Source organism: Enterobacter sp. DN, assembly GCF_046054285.1.
Lineage (GTDB): Bacteria > Pseudomonadota > Gammaproteobacteria > Enterobacterales > Enterobacteriaceae > Enterobacter > Enterobacter hormaechei_C.
This window is the reverse complement of sequence record NZ_JBJJTG010000004.1, coordinates 438,733-459,854: the sequence shown is the minus strand read 5'-3', so window position 1 is coordinate 459,854 and position 21,122 is coordinate 438,733. Positions and strand designations below refer to the sequence as shown.

The window sequence follows — 21,122 nt, the reverse complement described above, 5'->3', positions numbered from 1 at the left end:
GAAATGGAAAGAGTAAACAATGCAGCAGTTACAGAACGTTATTGAGTCCGCTTTTGAGCGTCGCGCCGACATCACTCCGGCAAATGTGGATACCGTGACCCGTGAAGCGGTAAACCAGGTTATTTCCCTGCTGGATTCCGGCGCGCTGCGCGTGGCAGAAAAAATCGACGGTCAGTGGGTTACTCATCAATGGCTGAAGAAAGCTGTGCTGCTCTCTTTCCGTATCAACGATAACCAGGTTATCGACGGAGCAGAAAGCCGCTACTTCGATAAAGTGCCAATGAAATTTGCGGATTACGACGAAGCGCGCTTCCAGAAAGAGGGCTTCCGCGTAGTACCACCCGCGGCCGTTCGTCAGGGTGCCTTCATCGCACGCAACACCGTGCTGATGCCATCCTACGTGAACATCGGCGCCTACGTTGACGAAGGCACCATGGTGGACACCTGGGCTACCGTCGGCTCCTGCGCGCAGATCGGTAAAAACGTTCACCTGTCCGGCGGTGTGGGCATCGGTGGCGTTCTAGAGCCACTTCAGGCTAACCCAACCATCATCGAAGACAACTGCTTCATCGGCGCACGTTCCGAAGTGGTGGAAGGCGTGATCGTCGAAGAAGGTTCTGTGATCTCCATGGGCGTTTATATTGGCCAGAGCACCCGTATTTACGATCGCGAAACCGGTGAAATTCACTACGGCCGCGTTCCAGCCGGTTCCGTTGTGGTTTCCGGCAACCTGCCGTCTAAAGATGGCAAATACAGCCTGTATTGCGCGGTCATCGTGAAAAAAGTGGACGCGAAAACGCGCGGTAAAGTGGGCATCAATGAACTGCTGCGCACCATCGATTAATCGGGTATAACAAAAAGCGGGGGCAACCCCGCTTTTTTTATATCCGAAGGTGGCGAAAATAGATTTTTTCGTTAATTATTCATAGGTTATGTTGAGATCAAGGGTACCGCTATGTACGATAATCTGAAAAGTCTGGGCATTACCAATCCTGATGAAATTGATCGTTATAGTCTCCGCCAGGAAGCCAATAACGATATTTTGAAAATCTATTTTCACAAGGACAAAGGAGAGTTCTTCGCCAAAAGCGTGAAGTTTAAATACCCTCGCCAGCGTAAGACCGTTGTCGCTGACGGTATCGGTCAGGGATATAAAGAAGTACAGGAAATCAGCCCTAACCTGCGCTACGTGATCGACGAACTCGATCAAATCTGCCAGCGCGATCGCAGCGAAGTCGATCTGAAACGTAAGATCCTTGACGACCTGCGTCACCTGGAAAGCGTAGTCACCAATAAGATCAGCGAGATTGAAGCGGATCTTGAGAAATTGACGCGTAACAAATGAGCCGTTTTATTGCCCGGTGGCGCTTCGCTTACCGGGCCTACGAACACATGTAGGCCGGGTAAGGCGAAGCCGCCGCCCGGCAAACAGCATCATCTCTGTTCATCCAGCTGCAACGCCACATACAGCAGTAGCCGGTCGTCAAAATTCCCTAAATCCAGCCCCGTCAGTTCCGAGATCCGATTTAGCCTATACTCCAGCGTATTACGGTGAATAAACAGCGCTTTTGACGTTGCCAGCGGCTGCACGTTATGCCGGAACCATGCCTGCAACGTGCGGCGCAGCAGCCCGTTGTTGTCCATCGCTTTCAGACGCACAAGCGGACGCGCCAGCTCGTTGGCCTGCCAGCCACCGCGCAGGCTGTCGAGCAGGACCGGCAGCATCAGATCCTGATAGAAATAACTGCGGCTCTCCGGCATGCGCTGTTTCCCTACCATCATGGTGGTGCGCGCCGTTCGCCATGAACGGGCAATACTTCCCGGCCCGGTAAAGTAATTTCCCAGCGCGACGCGAAAACGGAGCTGTCCGTTCTCCTTCATGCGCTCGATGAGCAGCTCAACGCGGCGACGATGATCTTCCGCGTCCCAGCGACCAAACTGATTAAGCGCAGGCTTGAGCACCACCATTTCCGTCAAAGAGACAATCGCCACCAGGTTGTTACGCTCCGGCGTCGCCAGCATGTTTTGCAGCTGCTGTAGCTCCACCATGGCGCTGTCCACACCAAGCTGGCCGCTATCCACCTCAATAACGGCGACTACGCGCGGCTGATTCAGGTCGATACCCAGACGCTGCGCCCATTCGCTCAGGGCAGGCGTGTGCTCCTCCGCCTGAATCAAATTCATCACCAGCTCTTCACGCAGGCGGCTGTCCTGGGCGAGCAGATGCATCAGACGCGACTGCTCCAGCATCATCTCCGCCGTCATGCAGACCAGCTCACCGTATTTACGCAGCGATTCAGGATCGCCTGTCAGACCGATAACGCCAACAATCTCTCCTTCCAGACGCAGCGGCAGGTTGATCCCCTGACGGACCCCGTGCAGATGTTTCGCCACGGCGTCATCGATGTCGACCACGCGCCCCTGAGAGAGCACCAGCAACGCCCCTTCGTGCAATTCCCCAATACGCTCACGATCGCCGCTGCCGATAATGCGCCCGCGGGCATCCATTACGTTGATATTGGTATCAATGATGCGCATGGTTCGCGCCACGATATCCTGCGCCATTTTGGTATCAAGATGCCAGCCAGCCATATAACCCTCCCGTGAGCAGAGCTCAAGCATAGGGAAGTTCAGCTAAGGCTGCATTGTGCAGATGCCCAAAGGCAGAGAGAGATGTATGGAGTTGTGGGAAAGGTCACAGAAAAGAGAAAGCCCCTGCGAACAGGGGCTTAAGAAGATTACTGCATCAGGAGATAAATAGAGGTATCACCACGCTGAATATTCAGTGCCAGCACAGAAGGCTTGCTGTCGAGAATTTTGCGCAGTTCAGCGATGTTTTTCACCGGCTGCTGGTTAGCGCCCATGATCACATCACCTTTTTTCAGGCCGATACGGGCAGCAGGTGAGTTCGCTTTCACGTTGTTCACCACCACGCCTTTATCTGCCCCTTTGTTGCTCATCTCGGCACCTTCAATACCGCTGAAGATGGTACTGGAATCGACCTGATTCTGACTGCTTTGTTGCAGTTCCAGGCTCACGTTAACCGGCTTACCTTCACGCAGCAGGCCGAGGGTCACTTTACTGCCGATTGGCATAGAACCCACTTCCGCACGCAGGGCGGCAAAGCTGCTGATCGGCTTACCGTTCAAAGAGGTGATGACGTCACCCGCTTTAATGCCGGCTTTCGCCGCCGAAGAGTTCGGCATGACCTGGCTTACGAATGCGCCGCGCTGAGCGTCCACTTTCATCGCTTTCGCCAGCTCGGAGTTCAGTTCGGTACCCATGATCCCCAGCTCACCGCGTTTCACCTGTCCATATTGCACCATCTGCGCAGTCAGGTTTTTCACCATATTGCTCGGGATAGCAAAGCCGATACCGATGTTGCCACCGTCCGGTGCCAGGATAGCGGTGTTGATACCGATCAGCTCACCGTTCAGGTTAACCAGCGCACCGCCGGAGTTACCACGGTTAATGGCCGCATCCGTCTGAATGAAGTTTTCATAGTTTTCCGCATTCAGGCCGCTACGTCCCAGCGCAGAGACGATACCCGAGGTCACGGTTTCGCCCAGACCAAATGGGTTACCGATGGCGACGGTGTAGTCACCCACGCGCAGCGCGTCAGAGTCGGCAAGCTTAATCGCCGTCAGGTTCTTCGGATCCTGAATCTGAATCAGCGCGATATCAGAGCGCGGATCTTTACCGACCACTTTGGCATCGAATTTACGGCCATCGCTCATCTGCACTTTAATGGTGTTAGCATTATCTACCACGTGGTTATTGGTCACCACGTAGCCTTTCGCTGCATCAATAATGACGCCCGAGCCAAGTGCCATGAATTTCTGCTGCTGGCCGCCGCCCTGACCGTCATCCCCTGCGCCGCCGCCCTGACAGAACGGAGAACTCTGGAATGGCGAACCGTCCTGGCAGAATGGCGAATTGTCGCCGAAGAACTGCTGGAAATTACGCGGCATACGCGGCGTATTGACGGTCGTGCTGCCCTCAACGTTAATACTCACCACCGATGGCATCACTTTTTCGAGCATCGGGGCCAGGCTTGGCATCTGCTGCGCAGTCGCTGCCGAGGAAGCTGTCTCGGCCGCCATCGCCAGAGGGGACAGCGCTAAACCTAAACTCAGAGCCAGTGCACTCATTGCTAATGTGGTTTTTTTCATGTTTCTCAATCTCGATTTACCAGATAACGCAAAATTGCTGTGTAACTCAGATTCGTTTTATACCGCTTAGTTCCGGGATTAAGTTTATGGAAAAAGTAAAAATTTATTGGTCGTCTTTACAAAACTCATGGCTTATTCAACGGCCATAAGCTTGCGGTATTCATCCCAGGCATACAAATCTGTCATCCCGCTGATATAGTCCTGGATAAGACGACAGCGATAATAATATTCCATGACTGGCCATTGGGAAGAATGGCGATCTATTTTACTGACGGCTTCAATGTATGCCAGCCGGTGGCGGGTTGAAAGCTTCTGATAGAGACGAGATTCAATCGGCAGGCGGCGAACACGTTCATTATCTGCCAGCTCACTGAACTCATCGACCGTCAGCTGAAGCAGCGGGCCATAAATCTCCAGCAACCCGCTGATAACCCGGTATCCTTGCAGCTCCAGCTGCTCGACATCCGGGTGGCTGAAAACATGGCGAACAGCCACGTTTTTATATAATTCAAGAAGCTGACTAAAACTGCTCTCATCTTCCAGCAGGGCGTGATTAAATTCCCCGCTAAATATCATCGGCAAATTATCAATGAAACGGGCGGCCGCATACGGCACCAGTTTATTCAGCGTGTTCACCCGCAAATACATAAAGAACTGATCTTCGGTACTGCGGCTCAGCGAATTTGAACGCGATTTATCCCAGGCATTCTCGACGACCTGCGCAAACAGAGAACCTTTTTCATGCTCTCCCCAGGCATCATGAAGATGCTGATACAGCTCCTCGACGCTGAATATTCTTTTTTCCACCGCGTCTTCCAGATCGGCCACGCAATAAGAAATGTCATCAGCCGCTTCCATAATCCATGTCAATGGAAAACGGCCATTAGGGGTCAGAGACAGTTCTTTACGCAACCGCGCGATGTATGCTTCTTCCGATAAGTAATAGCCCGGTTTTTTCATCAGGTAGCTATGCGTGGCGGGCGTTTCTCCGGTCCACCATGCGGGACGCGTGTATTTAAGAATACAGCCCACCTGGGCCCAGGTCAGATTCATCCGCATCAGGGAGTGCACCAGACGGATCCCCTGCGCGTTACCTTCGAAATGACACAGATCCTGGCGCACCTTACGGCGCAGATCGTTCAGGCTATCTTCGCCTTCACGCAGGCATAAATCGCGTACCACACAGCGGTCATCGCTGAGCGGCTGGCTTATGGCGTCAGAGGGAAAAAGCCGCTGTTTAAACCAGTCATTGATGGCGGCCTCGCCGAAATGACCAAAGGGAGGATTGCCGATATCGTGCATCAGGCAGGCCATCTCAACGATGCTTTCGAACGGCCCGGTCAGTTCATCCAGTCCGTAGGTTTCCAGCAGACGTTGCTCTTTAAGGCGACTGAGGATCTCTTTCGCAATGTAGCGCCCCACCTGCTGCACTTCCATGGAGTGCGTTAACCGCGTACGCACCGCGGCGTTACGCTCCAGCGGGAACACCTGGGTTTTTTGCTGTAACCGACGGATAGCGGGCGAGTTGATGATGCGTCCGCGATCGCTTTCGAAAATGCGCAGGATCTCATGTTCGCTCTTATCGCCCTGTGGCGAACGGAAACGTCGGTGCCAGTTAATTTTGGTGCGAAAATCGATTGGTGCCATGTGCTCCCCCGCGTGAGAATGCGTTTCCCCTTAACCGCATGATAGACTATGCATCTTAACAAGGCACATCGCGAGTAAATCTATGAAAATCGGCATTATTGGTGCAATGGAAGAAGAAGTTACGCTGCTGCGTGACAAAATTGAGAACCGTCAGACCCTCTCCCTCGGTGGCTGTGAGATCTACACCGGCCAGTTGAACGGTGTTGACGTGGCTCTGCTGAAATCAGGCATCGGTAAAGTTGCAGCGGCACTGGGCGCGACCCTGCTGCTTGAGCGCTGCAAGCCTGACGTTATCATTAATACGGGTTCTGCGGGCGGTCTGGCGCCGACGCTGAAAGTGGGCGATATCGTGGTTTCCGACGAAGCGCGTTATCACGATGCAGATGTCACCGCATTCGGCTACGAATATGGTCAGCTTCCGGGCTGCCCGGCCGGGTTTAAAGCGGATGATAAGCTGATTGCCGCCGCTGAAAGCTGCATTAACGAGCTGAACCTCAATGCGGTGCGTGGCCTGATCGTCAGCGGCGATGCCTTTATCAACGGCTCTGTCGGTCTGGCGAAAATCCGTCATAACTTCCCGCAGGCTGTGGCCGTGGAGATGGAAGCCACAGCCATCGCGCACGTATGCCATAACTTCAGCGTGCCGTTCGTGGTCGTTCGCGCGATCTCTGACGTGGCGGACCAGCAGTCCCACATCAGCTTCGACGAATTCCTGGCCGTTGCGGCCAAACAGTCCACCGTGATGGTGGAAACCCTGGTGCAGAAACTGGCGCGTGGGTAAGGTGTCATTCAGGGCGCTGGTCGCCCTGCTTCTGCTCGCTCCGGCCTGGCTCATCGCCGCGCCGCGGGTGATCACTCTCTCCCCTGCCAATACGGAACTGGCGTTTGCCGCCGGGATCACGCCCGTTGCGGTGAGCAGCTTTTCCGATTATCCACCGCAGGCCGCCCATATCGAACAGGTTGCCACCTGGCAGGGAATGAACCTGGAACGCATCGTGGCGCTAAAGCCCGATCTGGTCCTCGCCTGGCGCGGCGGTAATGCCGAACGGCAGGTGAACCAGCTCTCTTCGCTGGGAATAACGGTGAAATGGGTGGACGCGGTGAGCATCGAACAGGTGGCGCAAACCCTCCGTGACCTCGCGCCTTTCAGCCCTACCCCCCAACGCGCCGGGCAGGCTGCACAGCAGATGCTCAACGACTATGCCGCGCTAAAAGCCCGATACGGCACGCAACCGAAACAACGCGTTTTTCTGCAATTTGGCAGTCAGCCGCTGTTCACTACCGGGAAAGGCTCGATCCAGAACCAGGTGCTTGAAACCTGTGGAGGTGAAAATATCTTTGCAGAAAGCCGGGTTCCCTGGCCCCAGGTCAGTCGTGAGCAGGTTCTTGCGCGACAACCGCAGGCCATTGTGGTGGTCGGAAATGCGAGCGAGATTCCTAAAATAGAACAATTCTGGCATCGGCAGCTTAAAATTCCGGTCATCGCACTCAACAGCGACTGGTTTGAACGCGCCAGCCCGCGTATTATCCTCGCCGCAAAACAACTCTGCGCCGAACTGGCAGAGAGTCACTCAAACAGATAAATACCCCCTTCGAGGATTTAACGATGCTCGTGTATTGGCTGGATATTCTTGGCACAGCCGTTTTTGCTATCTCCGGCGTTTTGCTTGCCGGAAAACTGCGCATGGACCCTTTTGGCGTACTGGTACTCGGCGTCGTTACGGCAGTGGGAGGCGGAACGATCCGCGATATGGCGCTGGCAAATGGCCCGGTATTTTGGGTAAAAGATCCCACGGATCTGGTGGTGGCGATGGTCACCTGCCTGTTAACCATCGTGCTGGTTCGTCAGCCTCGCAGACTGCCAAAATGGATATTACCGGTGCTGGATGCCGTCGGTCTGGCAGTCTTTGTGGGGATAGGGGTGAATAAAGCCTTTATTGCCGGGACTGGCCCGCTGGTGGCGATCTGTATGGGCGTGTTAACCGGCGTGGGCGGAGGGATTATTCGCGACATACTGGCGCGAGAAGTCCCGATGATCCTGCGAACGGAAATCTACGCGACGGCCTGTATCATCGGGGGGATTGTTCACGCCACGGCGTATTACACCTTTGCTGTCCCGCTGGAGAATGCGGCGATGCTGGGGATGGTGGTCACGCTGGTGATCCGTTTAGCGGCGATACGCTGGCACCTGAAGCTGCCGACGTTTGCGCTGGATGAAAATTCAAGATAGGCGTCGTTTATAAGCCCGGTAGCGCTTCGCTTACCGGGCCTACAATCTGCATTCAGGCTTAAATACTGAACGAAGAACCACACCCGCAGGTGCTGGTCGCATTCGGGTTAGTCACCACAAAGCGCGAACCTTCCAGACCTTCAGTGTAGTCCACTGAACCGCCCACCAGATATTGCAGGCTCATCGGGTCAACCACCAGCGCGACGCCCTGTTTCTCGATAGTCATATCACCATCGTTAACCTGATCGTCAAAGGTAAAACCATACTGGAAGCCACTACAGCCGCCGCCGGTAATATAAACACGCAGTTTCAGATCCGGATTGTCCTCGTCGGCAATCAGGGTTTTCACTTTTTTCGCTGCTGCTTCGGTAAATTCCAGCGGCAACGCTACGTCATCACTCATCTTATGCTCCCATGAATACTGCGACTGCTATTGGGCAAAAATCACCCAATTCTTTTTGTCATTATCTAATACCCTGGTAATTCATTCAAGTATTCTGCTTCAGGGCCTGTTCAGCTTCCTGTTTCGCCAGGGTACGGGCAAGAATGGTGGAGTATAGCGGTTTTCCACCCAGGAATTGGGCTAATAGTGTCGCGCCGAGACAGGTAATGATCATTGGCAAAATGAGCTGGTAATTGTCGGTCATTTCCAGCACCAGTACGATCCCGGTCAGCGGCGCGCGCAGGGAGGCCGCCAGCAGCGCCCCCATTCCCGCAACCGCAAACGTCCCCGCATCCAGATGGTAGGCCGGGAAACCTGCCGCCGCCGCCATCCCGAACGCCGTACCCAGCAGCGTCCCCAGTGCCAGCATCGGAGCAAAAATGCCGCCCGGGGCGCCAGAGGAGAAGCACAATACCGTGGTGATGACGCGTGAAATAAACATAAACAGCAGCAGGCCTACGCTGAAATTCCCCGCCGCGGCAATGGGAATCAGGCCGAAACCGCCGCCTGCCGCATTCGGTTCGATGAAACCGAGGATCCCGCACACGCCGCCAAGCAGGCCTCCCACCAGCACCCATTTCGTGGTATTTCCGCCATGGATGCGCTGAAACATATCCTGCGCCCGTAAAATCAGGGTGTTAAAAAGCGGGCCGACGACGCCAAAAATCATCCCAAGAACCAGATACAGCCACAGGGTATTGACCGGCGCATTGGTCAGCTTGCCAACTTCAATCACCGCCCCTTCGCCGTTAAAGACGCGAAAGACAATGCTCGACATAATCACGCCGGTAAACACCGCTTTAATGGAGATCAGGTTGTAGCGGAACTGGGCGCGCATCTCTTCAATGATAAACAGGATACCCGCCAGCGGCGCGTTAAACGCCGCAGACAGCCCCGCTGCGGCCCCCGTCGCCAGCAGCGTATGCCGTGCTTCGGCGCTGCGCATACGGAACAGATCGCCGACCATGCGCCCGACGTTACCGCCCAGCTGTACCGTTGGCCCTTCCCGACCGAGCACCATGCCCGCCCCGAGGGTTCCCATCCCGCCGATAAATTTCACAGGAAGCACCCGCCACCAGCGAACCGGGCGTAGCTCCTCCAGCGCCCCCTCAATTTCAGGGATCCCCGAGCCACCTGCTTCAGGTGCGAATTTACGCACCAGAAAATACCCCACCATGGCAAACAGCGCCGAAAGGCCAAAGGCCCACACCCAGACCAGCCATTCCCGATCGGCAAAGCTGGCGACGGTACCTATGCGCCAGTTGAGCACCGCGTTGACCGCTTTCTCGAATGCGACCCCCACCAGCCCGGCCAGCGTACCGACCACGGCGGCTGCCAGCAGAATGGCTAACGGGGTTTTGTCACGGTTGAGCAGCCGCCGGATACTGACCCGGTGCTTCGCGCGCGTAAACTGTTGTTGTTCAAAAGAAGGTGTGTTCTCGTTCATTACCTGTTCTGTTTCGTCATACAAAAGGCCGCAGGGATTCTACCAGAGACAATCCCCTCGTCCCCTGAAAAATACTTAACAATTGTTAAGCCTTCTGAGGGGCAAAAATTTTATAACCTCTTCCGAATCACTTAGAATAGTTGCCTTAACTTATTTCTACGAACCAGGAACGACGCCATGAGCAAGTCTGAAAACCTCTACAGCGCAGCCCGCGAGCTTATCCCAGGCGGCGTGAATTCACCCGTGCGCGCCTTTACCGGCGTGGGTGGCACCCCGCTGTTTATCGAACGTGCGGATGGGGCATATCTGTATGATGTGGATGGTAAAGCCTATGTCGATTACGTCGGCTCCTGGGGCCCGATGGTACTGGGGCACAACCACCCGGCGATCCGCAACGCGGTGATTGAAGCCGCTCAGCGCGGCCTGAGCTTCGGCGCGCCAACCGAGATGGAAGTCAAAATGGCGGAGCTGGTCACCGAGCTGGTGCCAACGATGGACATGGTGCGTATGGTGAACTCCGGTACCGAAGCGACCATGAGCGCTATCCGTCTGGCGCGCGGTTTTACCGGTCGTGACAAGATCATCAAGTTCGAAGGTTGTTATCACGGCCACGCCGACTGCCTGCTGGTAAAAGCCGGTTCCGGCGCGCTGACGCTCGGTCAACCGAACTCCCCGGGGGTGCCGGCTGATTTCGCGAAACACACGCTGACCTGCACCTATAACGATCTGAACACCGTTCGCGCCGCGTTCGAGCAGTATCCGCAGGAGATCGCCTGCATCATCGTTGAACCGGTGGCGGGCAACATGAACTGTATTCCACCGCAGCCGGATTTCCTGCCGGGCCTGCGCGCACTGTGCGATGAGTTCGGCGCGCTGCTGATCATCGACGAAGTGATGACCGGTTTCCGCGTCGCGCTGGCGGGAGCGCAGTCATACTACGGCGTTGAGCCGGATCTGACCTGCCTCGGTAAAATCATTGGCGGCGGCATGCCTGTCGGCGCGTTTGGCGGCCGTAAGGACGTGATGGACGCGCTGGCGCCAACCGGTCCGGTTTACCAGGCGGGTACGCTCTCCGGTAACCCGATTGCGATGGCGGCGGGCTTTGCCTGTCTGACCGAAGTGGCGCAGCCGGGTATCCACGAAACCCTGACGGACCGGACGACGCAGCTGGCAAACGGCCTGCTGGAAGCCGCAGAAGACGCGGGTATTCCGCTGGTGGTAAACCACGTCGGCGGGATGTTCGGGATTTTCTTCACCGATGCGAAAACCGTGACCTGCTATCAGGACGTGGTGAAATGCGACGTGGAACGCTTCAAACGCTTCTTCCACCTGATGCTGGAAGAAGGCGTGTATCTGGCCCCGTCAGCGTTTGAAGCGGGCTTTATGTCCGTGGCGCACAGCGAAGAAGATATCAATAACACCATCGACGCAGCGCGTAAGGTGTTTGCGAAGCTCTAAGGGCATTGCCGGGTGGCGCTAACGCTTACCCGGCCTACGATGTTCTCCATCTTCCCTTGGGAGAGGGAGCAAACACGAAAACGGCAATCTAAGGATTGCCGTTTACTTTTATTACCGACTCTGCTTTCTCAACAGATATATAAAGTACGGCGCGCCGATAAAGGTCGACAGCAGGCCCGCCGGGATCTGATACGGAAACAGCACCATCCTTCCGCACCAGTCAGCAAAGACCAGGATCGCTCCGCCCGTCAGCGCAGAGATCACGATATGCGGCAAAGTCCTGCGGAAGCCCATCATACGGGCGATGTGCGGCGCCATTAATCCGACAAAACTGAGCGGGCCGATAGTCATGGTGGCCGTCGCCGTCAGGCACGCGGCCAGCAGCAACAGGGCGATACGCGTTGGCGTCAGCGCCACCCCGACCGCGCGGGCGGTATCCCCACCCAGCGGCAGAATGGTCATCCAGCGACGGCACAGCGGCACAATCGCCAGCAGCACGATCATCACAATCCCGGTATGCACCACCTGACTGCCGGTGGCGTTGTACGTTGAACCGGAAATCCAGGTCAGGATCTGCGCCATGCGCGGATCGCCGCTCGCCTGCAACATCATCAGCAGCATAGTAAACGCGGTGCTGAGCGCCATCCCGGCCAGCAGCATGCGGTGAGGTGAGAACCCCCCTCGCCCGGAGGCGATCAGGATAATCATCAGCGTGACTGCCGCGCCGATACTCCCGGCAGGCATCAGCCAGCCGAACGCATTTCCCGGCACGAGGAACAACATCAACACTACGCCAAACGCGGCTCCGGAGCTGATCCCTAATACTTCCGGGCTTGCCATCGGGTTGCCGGTGAGACGCTGGATAATACAGCCCGCCACCGCCAGCATGACGCCCGCAATCAGCGCGGAGAAGATCCGCGGCCAGCGCCACTGCATGAGTTCATGCAGCAAATCCCCCGTCGCCCAGTGCCAGCCTGTGGCGTCGCGTCCCAGCGAGAGTGCGGCAAACGAGGCGATAACCAGCACCGCCAGTCCGGCAAGGCTGAACCACACCACCGACTGACGTTCGGCATGTACTTTATCGCCGGCATCCATTGCCGGGGCGCTAATGCTGCGCAGGCGCGGCAACAGCCACAGCAGCAGCGGCGCGCCGATCAGGGCCGTCACCGAGCCCGTGGAAACTTCCATCCAGACGCGCGCCAGCCAGAGAATGAGTTGATCGGAAAGCCAGAGGATCAGCGCGCCAATCAGCGGAGCCAGCATCAGCCGCGCCAGCAGACGGCGTGCGCCGAGCATTTTTGCCAGCAACGGCGCAAACAGGCCGATAAAACCGATGATGCCGACGGCGTTAACCAGTAACGCACTCAGCACAATCGCCAGGGTCAGGGCCGCCAGACGCGCCAGCGACAGCGCCAGCCCCAGATTGCGCGCCACGCCGTCATCGAGGCCCATCAACGTCAGCGGACGCAGCAGCAGCAGCGTCAGCACCACGCCGCCGAACAGCTGCGGCCACAGGCGCTGGACGATACTCCAGTCGGTCTGGGTGAGCGTGCCGGTACTCCACATAAACATGCTTTGCAGCTGGTCGTGGTGAAACAGCACCAGCAGCTGGTTGATCGCCCCACAGTAGAGGCTGACGACCAGCCCCGCGAGGATCAGCGTGACCGGCGAGAGACGTTTTCCCCAGGCCACGCCAAAGACAAGCGCACCGACCACACATGCGCCTGCCAGCGCGGCAAACTGCGAGGTTAACGCTCCCGGCAGGGTCCAGAGAGTGGTGATGGTGATCCCCAGCTGAGCCCCCGTCGCCACGCCCAGCGTGGTCGGCTCTGCCAGCGGGTTACGCAGCACCTGCTGAAACAGTACGCCCACCAGTCCCAGTCCCGCCCCGACCAGCAGGGAGATAGCCAGACGCGGCAGCAGGCTGTAGTGGAACAGCATTTGCTGAATATTATCGATATCCGGTGCGGCAAACGCGGCTGCCCACTGATCGCGCGGTAATGCCGTGGTCAGGTTAAAGCCGGTTAACACCAGGGCAGCCAGAAAAATGAGCGCTAACAGTAACATCGGGAAACGGGCCATACGCGTGCTCATGCCTTGCCTCCCAGTGCATTGTCCAGCACGCGGGCAAAATGCATTGCCGACAGCGTCGCGCCGTAGAACCATACCGCTGGCGCGCGCAGGAAGCGCTGCTCGCGGACGAACGGCATTGCCTGCCAGAGCGGGGTCGCCATCAGGGTTTGCATCTCGCGCTCGTTCCCGTGATCGAAGCACAGCACGTCCACATCACGAAACGCCGCCAGACGGTCAATACCCACGGCGGTACTGCCCCAGAACGTCATCTCGCCTTCCCAGGCATTGCGAATGCCAAAGCTGTCGAGCACTTCCTGGAACAGACAGTTATTTCCAAAGACCAGCATATGGCGGGCATCCAGCAGGGTTACCATCAGCAAAGGCCGATCGCCACGATGGGCAAAGCGCGGCTTGAGGGAATCAATCAGCGCATCAAATTCATCGAGATGTTTTTTCGCCTGAGCCTCACGGTTGAGAAACTGCGCCATCTCGTGGATGGAATTTTTTGCCATGGTCAGCGGCTTTTTGCCGTCGCTAAAGGAAAAGCCCCGTCCGGGCGCAATCTTCGCCATGGTCTCTTCCGACGGGCCATACCCCGCAGACCAGAATAAATAAGACGGTTTCATCTGGGTGAGAAGCTCAAGGTTCGGCTCCGTACGCAGGCCAATGTCGATGACGGAGTCCGGCAGTTTTGGCTCATTCACCCACAGGGTGTAGTTGGGAATATCGGCCACGCCGTAAGGCGTCACGCCAAGCGCCATCATCAGTTCGACGGGCAACCACTCCAGCGCCACGATGCGGTGCGGATCGATAGAGGCAGCGCGGGCCGGACCCATCTTTAACAGCAGCGGTGAGAGCGCCATGGCCGTCAGCAGGCGACGGCGGCTAATGAATGTTGGATCCAGCATCAGTAGACAAAGCTCACGGGTGCAGCACCGGCCGGGTGAGGCAGGATGCCCATAGGAATACCGTAGATATGTTCCAGCGTTTCGCTGCGCATCAGTTCGGCAGGCGTACCCTGAGCGATCATTTCACCGCCGCGCAGCGCTACCAGGTAGTCGCAATAGCGTGCCGCCATGTTGATATCATGCAGAACGGCAATCACCGTCAGGCCGCGCTGCTGACTTAAGCGATGCACCAGCGCCAGGACGTCAACCTGATGCGCAATGTCCAGCGCCGACGTGGGTTCGTCGAGCAGCAGGCAGCGGCTGTCCTGCGCCACCAGCATCGCGATCCATGCGCGCTGACGCTCGCCACCGGACAGGCTATCCACCAGACGGTGCGCCAGCGGTTTTAACCCAACCAGCGCGATCGCCTCTTCCACTTTCTCTCTGTCAGCGACGCCAAAACGCCCGAGCGCACCGTGCCACGGATAACGTCCAATCGCCACCAGCTCGCGCACCGTCATCCCCTCCGCCTGCGGCAACTGCTGCGGCAGATAGGCCACCTTGCGGGCAAAGGCCTTACTGCTCCAGCTCGCCAGCGGCTGGTCATCCAGCAATATGTCGCCCTCGGACGGCGGCTGATGACGACCCAGCATCTTCAGCAGCGTCGATTTACCGGAACCATTGTGCCCGATTAAACCGGTCACTTTACCTGCGGGAAACGTCAAAGAGAGCGGATGCAGCAAGGTGCGCCCGGGTACGCGAAAGGAGAGATTGTTAAGCGTGAAGGTGGAGTCGGATTGCGTTTTATTATCCTGCATGTCAGCCAACTTAAATAAAAAGGGCACGGCGAACCGTGCCCATAAAGAGGTTAGAAGCGGAAGGTCGCGGTGGCAACAACCTGGCGTCCTGCTCCCCAGTAGCATGCATACTCGCTGTAGCAGCTGGAGACGTATTCACGGTCAAAGATGTTGTTCACGTTGACGCCGACGGAAGATCCCGGCAGACCAAAGCGCGCCAGATCGTATTTCACGGTCGCATCCGCCAGGGCATAACCCGCGACGTTAAAGGACTCATAGGCTTTAGGCGACGCTGAGGAGTAGTACGTCACCGTGTTACCGATGTAACGCGCGCCCGCACCGACGGTCAGGCCACTCAGCGCCGTCTCGTGGAAGGTGTAATCCGCCCACAGGGATGCCATGTTGCGCGGTACTTCTGCCGGACGACGACCTTCATACCAGGTATCGTGGGTATATTCCGCATCTGTGTAGCTGTAGGCCGCCGTTACGTTCACGTTAGCCGACACCGCCGCTTTCGCTTCCAGCTCAAAGCCACGGGAGCGAATTTCACCGCCCTGCACGCTAAAGCCGCTGGTCGGGTTCGCCGGATCGGCGGTCAGGTTGTTGTTCTTGGTCAGCTGATATACCGCGGCCGTCACCACAACAGGCAGATCTTTAGGAACATACTTCACGCCCGCTTCATACTGCTTGCCGCGCGCCGGATCGAACGGTTTGCCGCCCTGGGTGGTGCCAGAGAGCGGTTCAAAGGATTCACTGTAGCTGAAGTATGGGGTAATCCCGTTGTCGAACAGGTAGTTAATCCCCCCGCGCCAGGTAAATGCCTGATCGTTAATTTCCGCGGTGGTCCCGTTATTACGGTTAAAGGCAGACGTTTTTGCAAAGTCATAGCGGCCACCCATGGTGAGTACCCACTTATCCCATTCCGCCTGATCCTGCGCATAGAGCCCGGTCTGCTCCTGGCGATTTAGCATGGCATACGGGAAGTTCACATTGACGTTCGCATTGCCGTGCTGCGGATTGTTCATGCTGATCGGATCGGCGGTACCGTAGTCAGCATCAATATCATTGCGCATACGAAGGTAATCCACCCCCGTCAGCAGCGTATGGTCAACGGCACCGGTCGCGAATTTCGACTGGAGCTGTGTATCAACCGTGAACGAGTTGAGGTCTTCATCTGAGCGCACGTACGCACGGCTGATCTGGGCCGGAGCGATATAGCCATTACCGTAAACTGAACGGTAAAGCGTATTGATTTTGGTATAACGCAGATTCTGACGCACGGTGAAGGTGTCGTTGAATTCATGCGCGAAGCTGTAACCCACCATTTTCTGACGACGGGAGATCTTATTGTCTTCATCGCCTTCGTTGAAATCGGTCGGCAGTTTGTGCGCCTTTCCGTTAGCATCATAGTAAGGCACAACGGTACCTTCACGCGGCAGCCAGCCGTAGTAACCCGCATCCGGATCGCTCTGGAAGTTGCTCAGGAAAGTGAAATCGGTTTTATCATCAGGACGCCAGCTGAAAGACGGCGCAATCGCGTAACGAGTAGACTTCACCATCTCCTGCTGCGCATTTTCACTGCGTCCCAGGCCGGTCAGACGGTAGGACCACACGCCGTTATCATCAATCGCGTCGCTGAAGTCAAACCCAGTCTGCCACAGGTTATCCGTCCCCATTTTGAACTGAATTTCTTTTAACGGTTCCGTGGTTGGACGCTTGCTGACCATACTCACTACGCCGCCAGGGTGGCTTTTTCCATACAGTACGGACGTCGGGCCTCGCAGCAGCTCTACGCGCTCCAGGAAGTATGGGTCCATCGACGCTTCAGAGTAGTTATCCCCTTGCAGCTTCATACCGTCCAGATACTGGTTGGTGTTCACTGTACTGGAGGTCGTAAAACCACGAATAGAAACCACGTCATAGGTCGTGGAGGCGCCGCGCGTTGCGAAAACGCTCGGCGTGTAGGCCAGCGCCTGTTTAACCGTCCCCGGCTGTTTCATGTCCATCTCTTCACGTGTGACCACGGAAATGGACTGCGGGGTTTTCTCGATCGGTGTATCGGTTTTCGTCGCCGTTGCAGTGCGCTTTGCTGCAATCGTCGGTGCAGGCCCCCAGGCACTCTCCTGCGCAGCCGGTGCGGCAGTAACAGTAATGGTTTCTTCTTTTTTCGGGGTTTCGGCGGCATGAGCATAAGCAGACATGCCGGCAACCGCTGTGGCTACGACGACCGCGATTTTACGCAGCGACGTGTTAATTGGCTGAGCAGTATTGGAAAGCGCCATGATGGATCTCTGATGGAAAAAGTGAATGATAACGTAAACGAGAATTATTATTATGACCGCAGAATAATATGCGAAACGTTGGCTGCATAGCAAGCAGTATGCGGCCCTACAAGATTTAAGGGTTTAAGAATTAACCAGATGAAAATAGAGGGTTAATGAAGTTAGCGGAATGATCGCTAAAGCCCGCCGAAACGGGCCGGAGGGCTTAACGATAAAAGAGTTCGAAAGTCGCGACGGCGTCGACTTTCCCGGCTTTAACCTCTCCCGTTTTGATGTAACGGGCTTTGAGTGGGATCTCAACCGGGACGTTGTCCTGGCTACGGGTTATTGCCGTGTAGCTCTGGTCGAACTGTAACACCGCATCGTTCTTGTCGAGGATTTGAATGCCTACGCCGCTTGCAGCGTTGTCTCCGGTAGCAATGTTGAGGATATTGCCATCCGTTACGCCAGTCGACCCTGCACTGGTGAACTGATAATCAATTTTTGTCCCGGCGGCGCAGTCCGTAATATCAATCCTGAAACGACTGTCGGTCAGGATGTCAGAATACTGACCGTTAAAATCGTGCGCATTGACCGTTTCTAGCGGCACGTAGATGTTTTTATCCGCCAGGTTACAGGTGTTTGTCGTGATGTGCACACTGGTTGGTGAAAAGCGAATTTCGCCTATCACGTCGTTATCGTAAGTTTCATGTGAGGTTAACAGGGACGTATTAAGATCGCCCTCTTCGACTTCACCAATAACGATCAACTGAGCGGTAGCCCGGAAATTGTAATTCGTTGAAAAGCTTCTGATCGTGCCAAGATAAGTTTCCGGCCTGATAATGTCTTCTTCGGTATAGCTGGGGAACTGGGTTGTAGACGCTGCAACGCGAATGCCAATCCCGGCCACGTTGGTTTTATACACTCCGGGTAAAACATCTTCACGTGCATCAGCATCACTCAATGAGAGATAGCCTCTACGTACCCGAACGGAATCACCATCACATCTTTGCGCAATTTCACCTGATTCCACACTGGCGTCATAAATAATGGTACCGACCTGAACGTCTGGCTCAAGCTGGATGACAGCGGGAATGTTGAAGGTAACAATTCCCCCGCTACTTCCGCCTCCCGTAAATGTACAAGTTGCGAATGCCGGAGCTGAAAACAGCATGATTAGGCCAGCCATTGCGCTGATGAATAGTTCTTTGCTACGCCTCATTGGCAATTTACCGTCATTTTCAAAATAGTTGCTGAGCGCCCGGGAGGGAGATCCCCCGCCCACGCACACCGTTGATCGCGCCCGTCACCCCACTGCACATTCAGGGAAACCGCTTCATGCAGACCGGTAAGCCAGACTTCTCCTTCATCACCGACGATAGCCGTTGCACTTTCCTGCGTGACAATGGCGCCGAAAGGTACCGGCTTGCCGTGGAAAAGCAGCGTGATAAGCGCACGCTTCCCCACTCGTGCATCAAAATTCGCTGAGATGGCCGCGCCTTTTGTTGGGACAACATCCTGGGTAGCGGCGGCAATTTCAATATCTTCACGATCCTGGGTGTTGACCGTAATACCGTTTTTCCGGTAGGCCGTCAGGGAAGGGACAATCGCGTTACCAAAGCGATCGGTGTAGATCCCTCGCCCGTTCTGTACTTTGACGTTATCGCCATCTTTGATATGGACAATGGCAAAGGCGTCGCGGACGGATTGCCCCAGGGTTACTCCATGTTCATGCGCAACAATTGAACCCTGCGCGCTGTAGTTCCACTGTCGGTTATCGCCCCCGTAGTTATACCCCAGCCCGACATCACCGGCAGATCCCCGGTAGCGCCCGGATACACTGCCGCCATAGCCAGTATCTTGACTGGCATAGGTCTGCTGGAGGTTATAGCTGAGGTTATTGTTCTCAAGTGCCGTGCCGCCGATCCCTACCTGATGCGAAACGAATCCACCGCTGGCAGTGTTGGCGCTGTAAGTTGACCATGCGTTCGCTAGCCAGCGTGAAAGAGGTACGTTGACCATCAACGCCATTTGCCGATCAGTATTGGCGTCCGGCGTACGCGTCAGGCTGTAGCTTACCGACCAGGTTATACCGCGCCAGCCGGAGCTTAGCCCCGCACTGACGCTGCGCTCGTGTCCCGCCATGTTCCAGTAATCCTGCTGATAACCATTAAGGTAAGCCGATCCCCAGTCCGAAACGCGTTGGGAAAGATTAACCTGCATGCGGCTGCGCCGATTATTGGTTCGCCGATAGGTATAAATCCCATCGTCAATCTCGCTGTCACGCTGGTCGACAGCTTCCTGAAAGGTATAAAACCCTGAGGTGGAATAACGGTAGCTGGCAAGCGTCACGGTGGTGTCTGTATCCGGAATATCCCTGGAATACTGCGCACGCCATGACATCCCGCGGGCATCATCTCGTCCATCATCAAAAGCCGTACGGGCGGCGGTCACATCCACGGATGCCGATCCGAAACGGCCAAGATCGGCCCCTGTTCCCGCCAGCATAGCCTGATACGACGATGCAACGAGCGCGCCGGCGTATGTTGTTACGCCATAAGGCAGGCCGTAAATGACCGTCCCTTGCAGAAAAGGGGGCTCGTCCTCACCTTCATTACCGCGATAACGCCCTGCCGCCAGCGAATATTTAAATGCTCCTTCCCGCTGTAGCACCGGAACCGATGCACTGGCCTGGATGAAGCTGTGTTCGCTGCCGTCGGCCTCTTCCACCGTCACCTCCAGATCCGCGCCGGATGTGACCTGGCTTAAATCGCGGATCTCAAATGGCCCCGGAGAGACGTTGCTTTGATAAATGGTGTAGCCGTTTTGCCTGATGGTGACTTTTGCATCGCTATTTGCGATACCACGCACCACGGGGGCAAACCCCTGCTGGCTGGTGGGCAGCATGGAAGTATCCGTTTCCAGCTTCACGCCGGTCATTTGGACGCTGTCGAAAAGCTCGCCGTTAGTGTACGTCTGGCCTATCTCAAGCTGGCTTTGCAGGGTTTTGATATCACGTTGCAGCGTACTGGCGATTGCATCCCAACCGGCGTTGTCACTCCAGGTGCTGTTGTTACGCAACCGCCACGCCCCGAGGTTGATCCCCGACTCCAGACCAAGCCATGCAGATGACGTTTCACCAGAACGGTAGTGCTGCTGAGAGCCGCTAAACTGGTAGCTTGTCCAGGCGGCGGGAGCACCGTCATCCCAGAATTTAGGCTCGATAGCCCCGGCCGCAGCCTGATCGCGGTATTTTTGCGGGATCACCAGCTTGAGGGTCTGATTATCCTGGTCGTAATCGTAGCGGGCATTATCAATAAAATGGGAGATGTCATCGATTATCACCGCATCATCCAGATCTTTCATATCCGGGATCGTGTCGACTTTTACCCCTAATGCACGCAGATCCGCTTTGGTCAGCTCCGGTAACAGGCGCTGCTTATCGTCAGACAAGATCCAACTCACCGTGCGTTTATCCAGAACATCCCGATCCCACATAATGGTCGTCAGAAAGTTTCCCGGCAGTAAGCCATTATCATTGATGAAATTTTTTAGCGTTGAGGTGTTTTCCAGCGGAGTGTCCATCTCGAGGATCCGCAGGTTAAATTCGTCATCTGCACTCACAGGCTGGATCATCGCGAGCAGCGCTAACGCGATTCCCTTCAGAACCTGTTTGTAGAGTGGAGATGACGACATAGGGTACCAGCA

Annotated in this window: 17 protein-coding genes; 6 read left to right on the top strand and 11 right to left on the bottom strand. The window is 56.0% G+C overall.

All coding sequences use genetic code 11. From position 1 onward, the window contains the following. The first annotated feature begins 19 nt into the window (after positions 1 to 19). Both dapD and ACJTMZ_RS13000 read left to right on the top strand, forming a co-directional pair. On the top strand, positions 20 to 844 hold the full coding sequence (dapD, locus tag ACJTMZ_RS13005) for a 2,3,4,5-tetrahydropyridine-2,6-dicarboxylate N-succinyltransferase (RefSeq protein WP_003856214.1): 825 nt from the start codon (positions 20 to 22) through the stop codon (positions 842 to 844). A gap of 111 nt (positions 845 to 955) precedes the next feature. Next, positions 956 to 1,345, top strand: coding sequence for a DUF3461 family protein (locus ACJTMZ_RS13000; RefSeq protein ID WP_015572719.1), 390 nt, complete (start codon positions 956 to 958; stop codon positions 1,343 to 1,345). An 89-nt stretch (positions 1,346 to 1,434) separates the two neighbouring features. On the opposite strand, the gene ACJTMZ_RS12995 is transcribed toward ACJTMZ_RS13000, so the two are convergent. From ACJTMZ_RS12995 to dgt, 3 genes are all read right to left on the bottom strand, one after another. Beyond that, positions 1,435 to 2,592 carry a CdaR family transcriptional regulator gene (locus ACJTMZ_RS12995; RefSeq protein WP_003856217.1) on the bottom strand — a complete coding sequence of 386 codons (1,158 nt, stop codon included), beginning with the start codon at positions 2,590 to 2,592 and terminating at the stop codon, positions 1,435 to 1,437. 146 nt (positions 2,593 to 2,738) lie between these two features. Next, positions 2,739 to 4,172, bottom strand: a complete 1,434-nt coding sequence (gene degP, locus ACJTMZ_RS12990) for a serine endoprotease DegP (protein ID WP_015572718.1) — start codon at positions 4,170 to 4,172, stop codon at positions 2,739 to 2,741. A gap of 132 nt (positions 4,173 to 4,304) precedes the next feature. Further along, entirely contained in the window at positions 4,305 to 5,819 is a 1,515-nt protein-coding gene (dgt, locus tag ACJTMZ_RS12985; protein WP_039271665.1) for a dGTPase, read from the bottom strand. An 82-nt stretch (positions 5,820 to 5,901) separates the two neighbouring features. Here dgt and mtnN point away from each other — a divergent pair, with 82 nt between their 5' ends. Genes mtnN through ACJTMZ_RS12970 form a run of 3 tightly spaced genes read left to right on the top strand, consistent with a single transcriptional unit; the run spans position 5,902 to position 8,049 of the window. Then, positions 5,902 to 6,600: a 5'-methylthioadenosine/S-adenosylhomocysteine nucleosidase gene (gene mtnN / locus ACJTMZ_RS12980; protein WP_003856223.1), complete on the top strand. Its 699-nt coding sequence runs from the start codon at positions 5,902 to 5,904 to the stop codon at positions 6,598 to 6,600. Further along, the gene (gene btuF, locus ACJTMZ_RS12975) at positions 6,593 to 7,402 is read left to right on the top strand and encodes a vitamin B12 ABC transporter substrate-binding protein BtuF (protein ID WP_017383741.1); all 810 of its coding nucleotides are present in this window, start codon (positions 6,593 to 6,595) and stop codon (positions 7,400 to 7,402) included. The genes mtnN and btuF overlap by 8 nt, the downstream gene beginning before the upstream one ends. 23 nt (positions 7,403 to 7,425) lie before the next feature. Continuing rightward, positions 7,426 to 8,049 (top strand): TRIC cation channel family protein, encoded by a 624-nt coding sequence (locus ACJTMZ_RS12970; RefSeq protein WP_003856227.1) that lies wholly within the window; start codon positions 7,426 to 7,428, stop codon positions 8,047 to 8,049. A gap of 58 nt (positions 8,050 to 8,107) precedes the next feature. On the opposite strand, the gene erpA is transcribed toward ACJTMZ_RS12970, so the two are convergent. Beyond that, the gene (gene erpA, locus ACJTMZ_RS12965) at positions 8,108 to 8,452 is read right to left on the bottom strand and encodes an iron-sulfur cluster insertion protein ErpA (RefSeq protein ID WP_003856230.1); all 345 of its coding nucleotides are present in this window, start codon (positions 8,450 to 8,452) and stop codon (positions 8,108 to 8,110) included. Between the two features lie 85 nt (positions 8,453 to 8,537). Then, positions 8,538 to 9,938: a H(+)/Cl(-) exchange transporter ClcA gene (clcA, locus tag ACJTMZ_RS12960; protein WP_017383743.1), complete on the bottom strand. Its 1,401-nt coding sequence runs from the start codon at positions 9,936 to 9,938 to the stop codon at positions 8,538 to 8,540. Positions 9,939 to 10,115: 177 nt separating this feature from the next. Here clcA and hemL point away from each other — a divergent pair, with 177 nt between their 5' ends. Continuing rightward, positions 10,116 to 11,396, top strand: coding sequence for a glutamate-1-semialdehyde 2,1-aminomutase (gene hemL, locus ACJTMZ_RS12955; protein WP_015572714.1), 1,281 nt, complete (start codon positions 10,116 to 10,118; stop codon positions 11,394 to 11,396). Between the two features lie 111 nt (positions 11,397 to 11,507). On the opposite strand, the gene fhuB is transcribed toward hemL, so the two are convergent. The 6 genes from fhuB to ACJTMZ_RS12925 all read right to left on the bottom strand — a co-directional run bounded on the left by fhuB (position 11,508) and on the right by ACJTMZ_RS12925 (position 21,110). Further along, entirely contained in the window at positions 11,508 to 13,490 is a 1,983-nt protein-coding gene (fhuB, locus tag ACJTMZ_RS12950; RefSeq protein WP_032647300.1) for a Fe(3+)-hydroxamate ABC transporter permease FhuB, read from the bottom strand. After that, complete coding sequence (fhuD, locus tag ACJTMZ_RS12945) at positions 13,487 to 14,377, bottom strand: Fe(3+)-hydroxamate ABC transporter substrate-binding protein FhuD (RefSeq protein WP_045344477.1); 891 nt, start codon at positions 14,375 to 14,377, stop codon at positions 13,487 to 13,489. The genes fhuB and fhuD overlap by 4 nt, the downstream gene beginning before the upstream one ends. After that, positions 14,377 to 15,174, bottom strand: coding sequence for a Fe3+-hydroxamate ABC transporter ATP-binding protein FhuC (gene fhuC / locus ACJTMZ_RS12940; protein ID WP_003856242.1), 798 nt, complete (start codon positions 15,172 to 15,174; stop codon positions 14,377 to 14,379). The genes fhuD and fhuC overlap by 1 nt, the downstream gene beginning before the upstream one ends. Before the next feature lie 50 nt (positions 15,175 to 15,224). Next, positions 15,225 to 17,435, bottom strand: a complete 2,211-nt coding sequence (fhuA, locus tag ACJTMZ_RS12935; protein ID WP_015572711.1) for a ferrichrome porin FhuA — start codon at positions 17,433 to 17,435, stop codon at positions 15,225 to 15,227. Positions 17,436 to 17,640: 205 nt separating this feature from the next. After that, positions 17,641 to 18,588 carry a fimbrial protein gene (locus ACJTMZ_RS12930; RefSeq protein ID WP_223826492.1) on the bottom strand — a complete coding sequence of 316 codons (948 nt, stop codon included), beginning with the start codon at positions 18,586 to 18,588 and terminating at the stop codon, positions 17,641 to 17,643. Between the two features lie 44 nt (positions 18,589 to 18,632). Continuing rightward, entirely contained in the window at positions 18,633 to 21,110 is a 2,478-nt protein-coding gene (locus tag ACJTMZ_RS12925; RefSeq protein ID WP_214604698.1) for a fimbria/pilus outer membrane usher protein, read from the bottom strand. Positions 21,111 to 21,122: the final 12 nt, after the last annotated feature.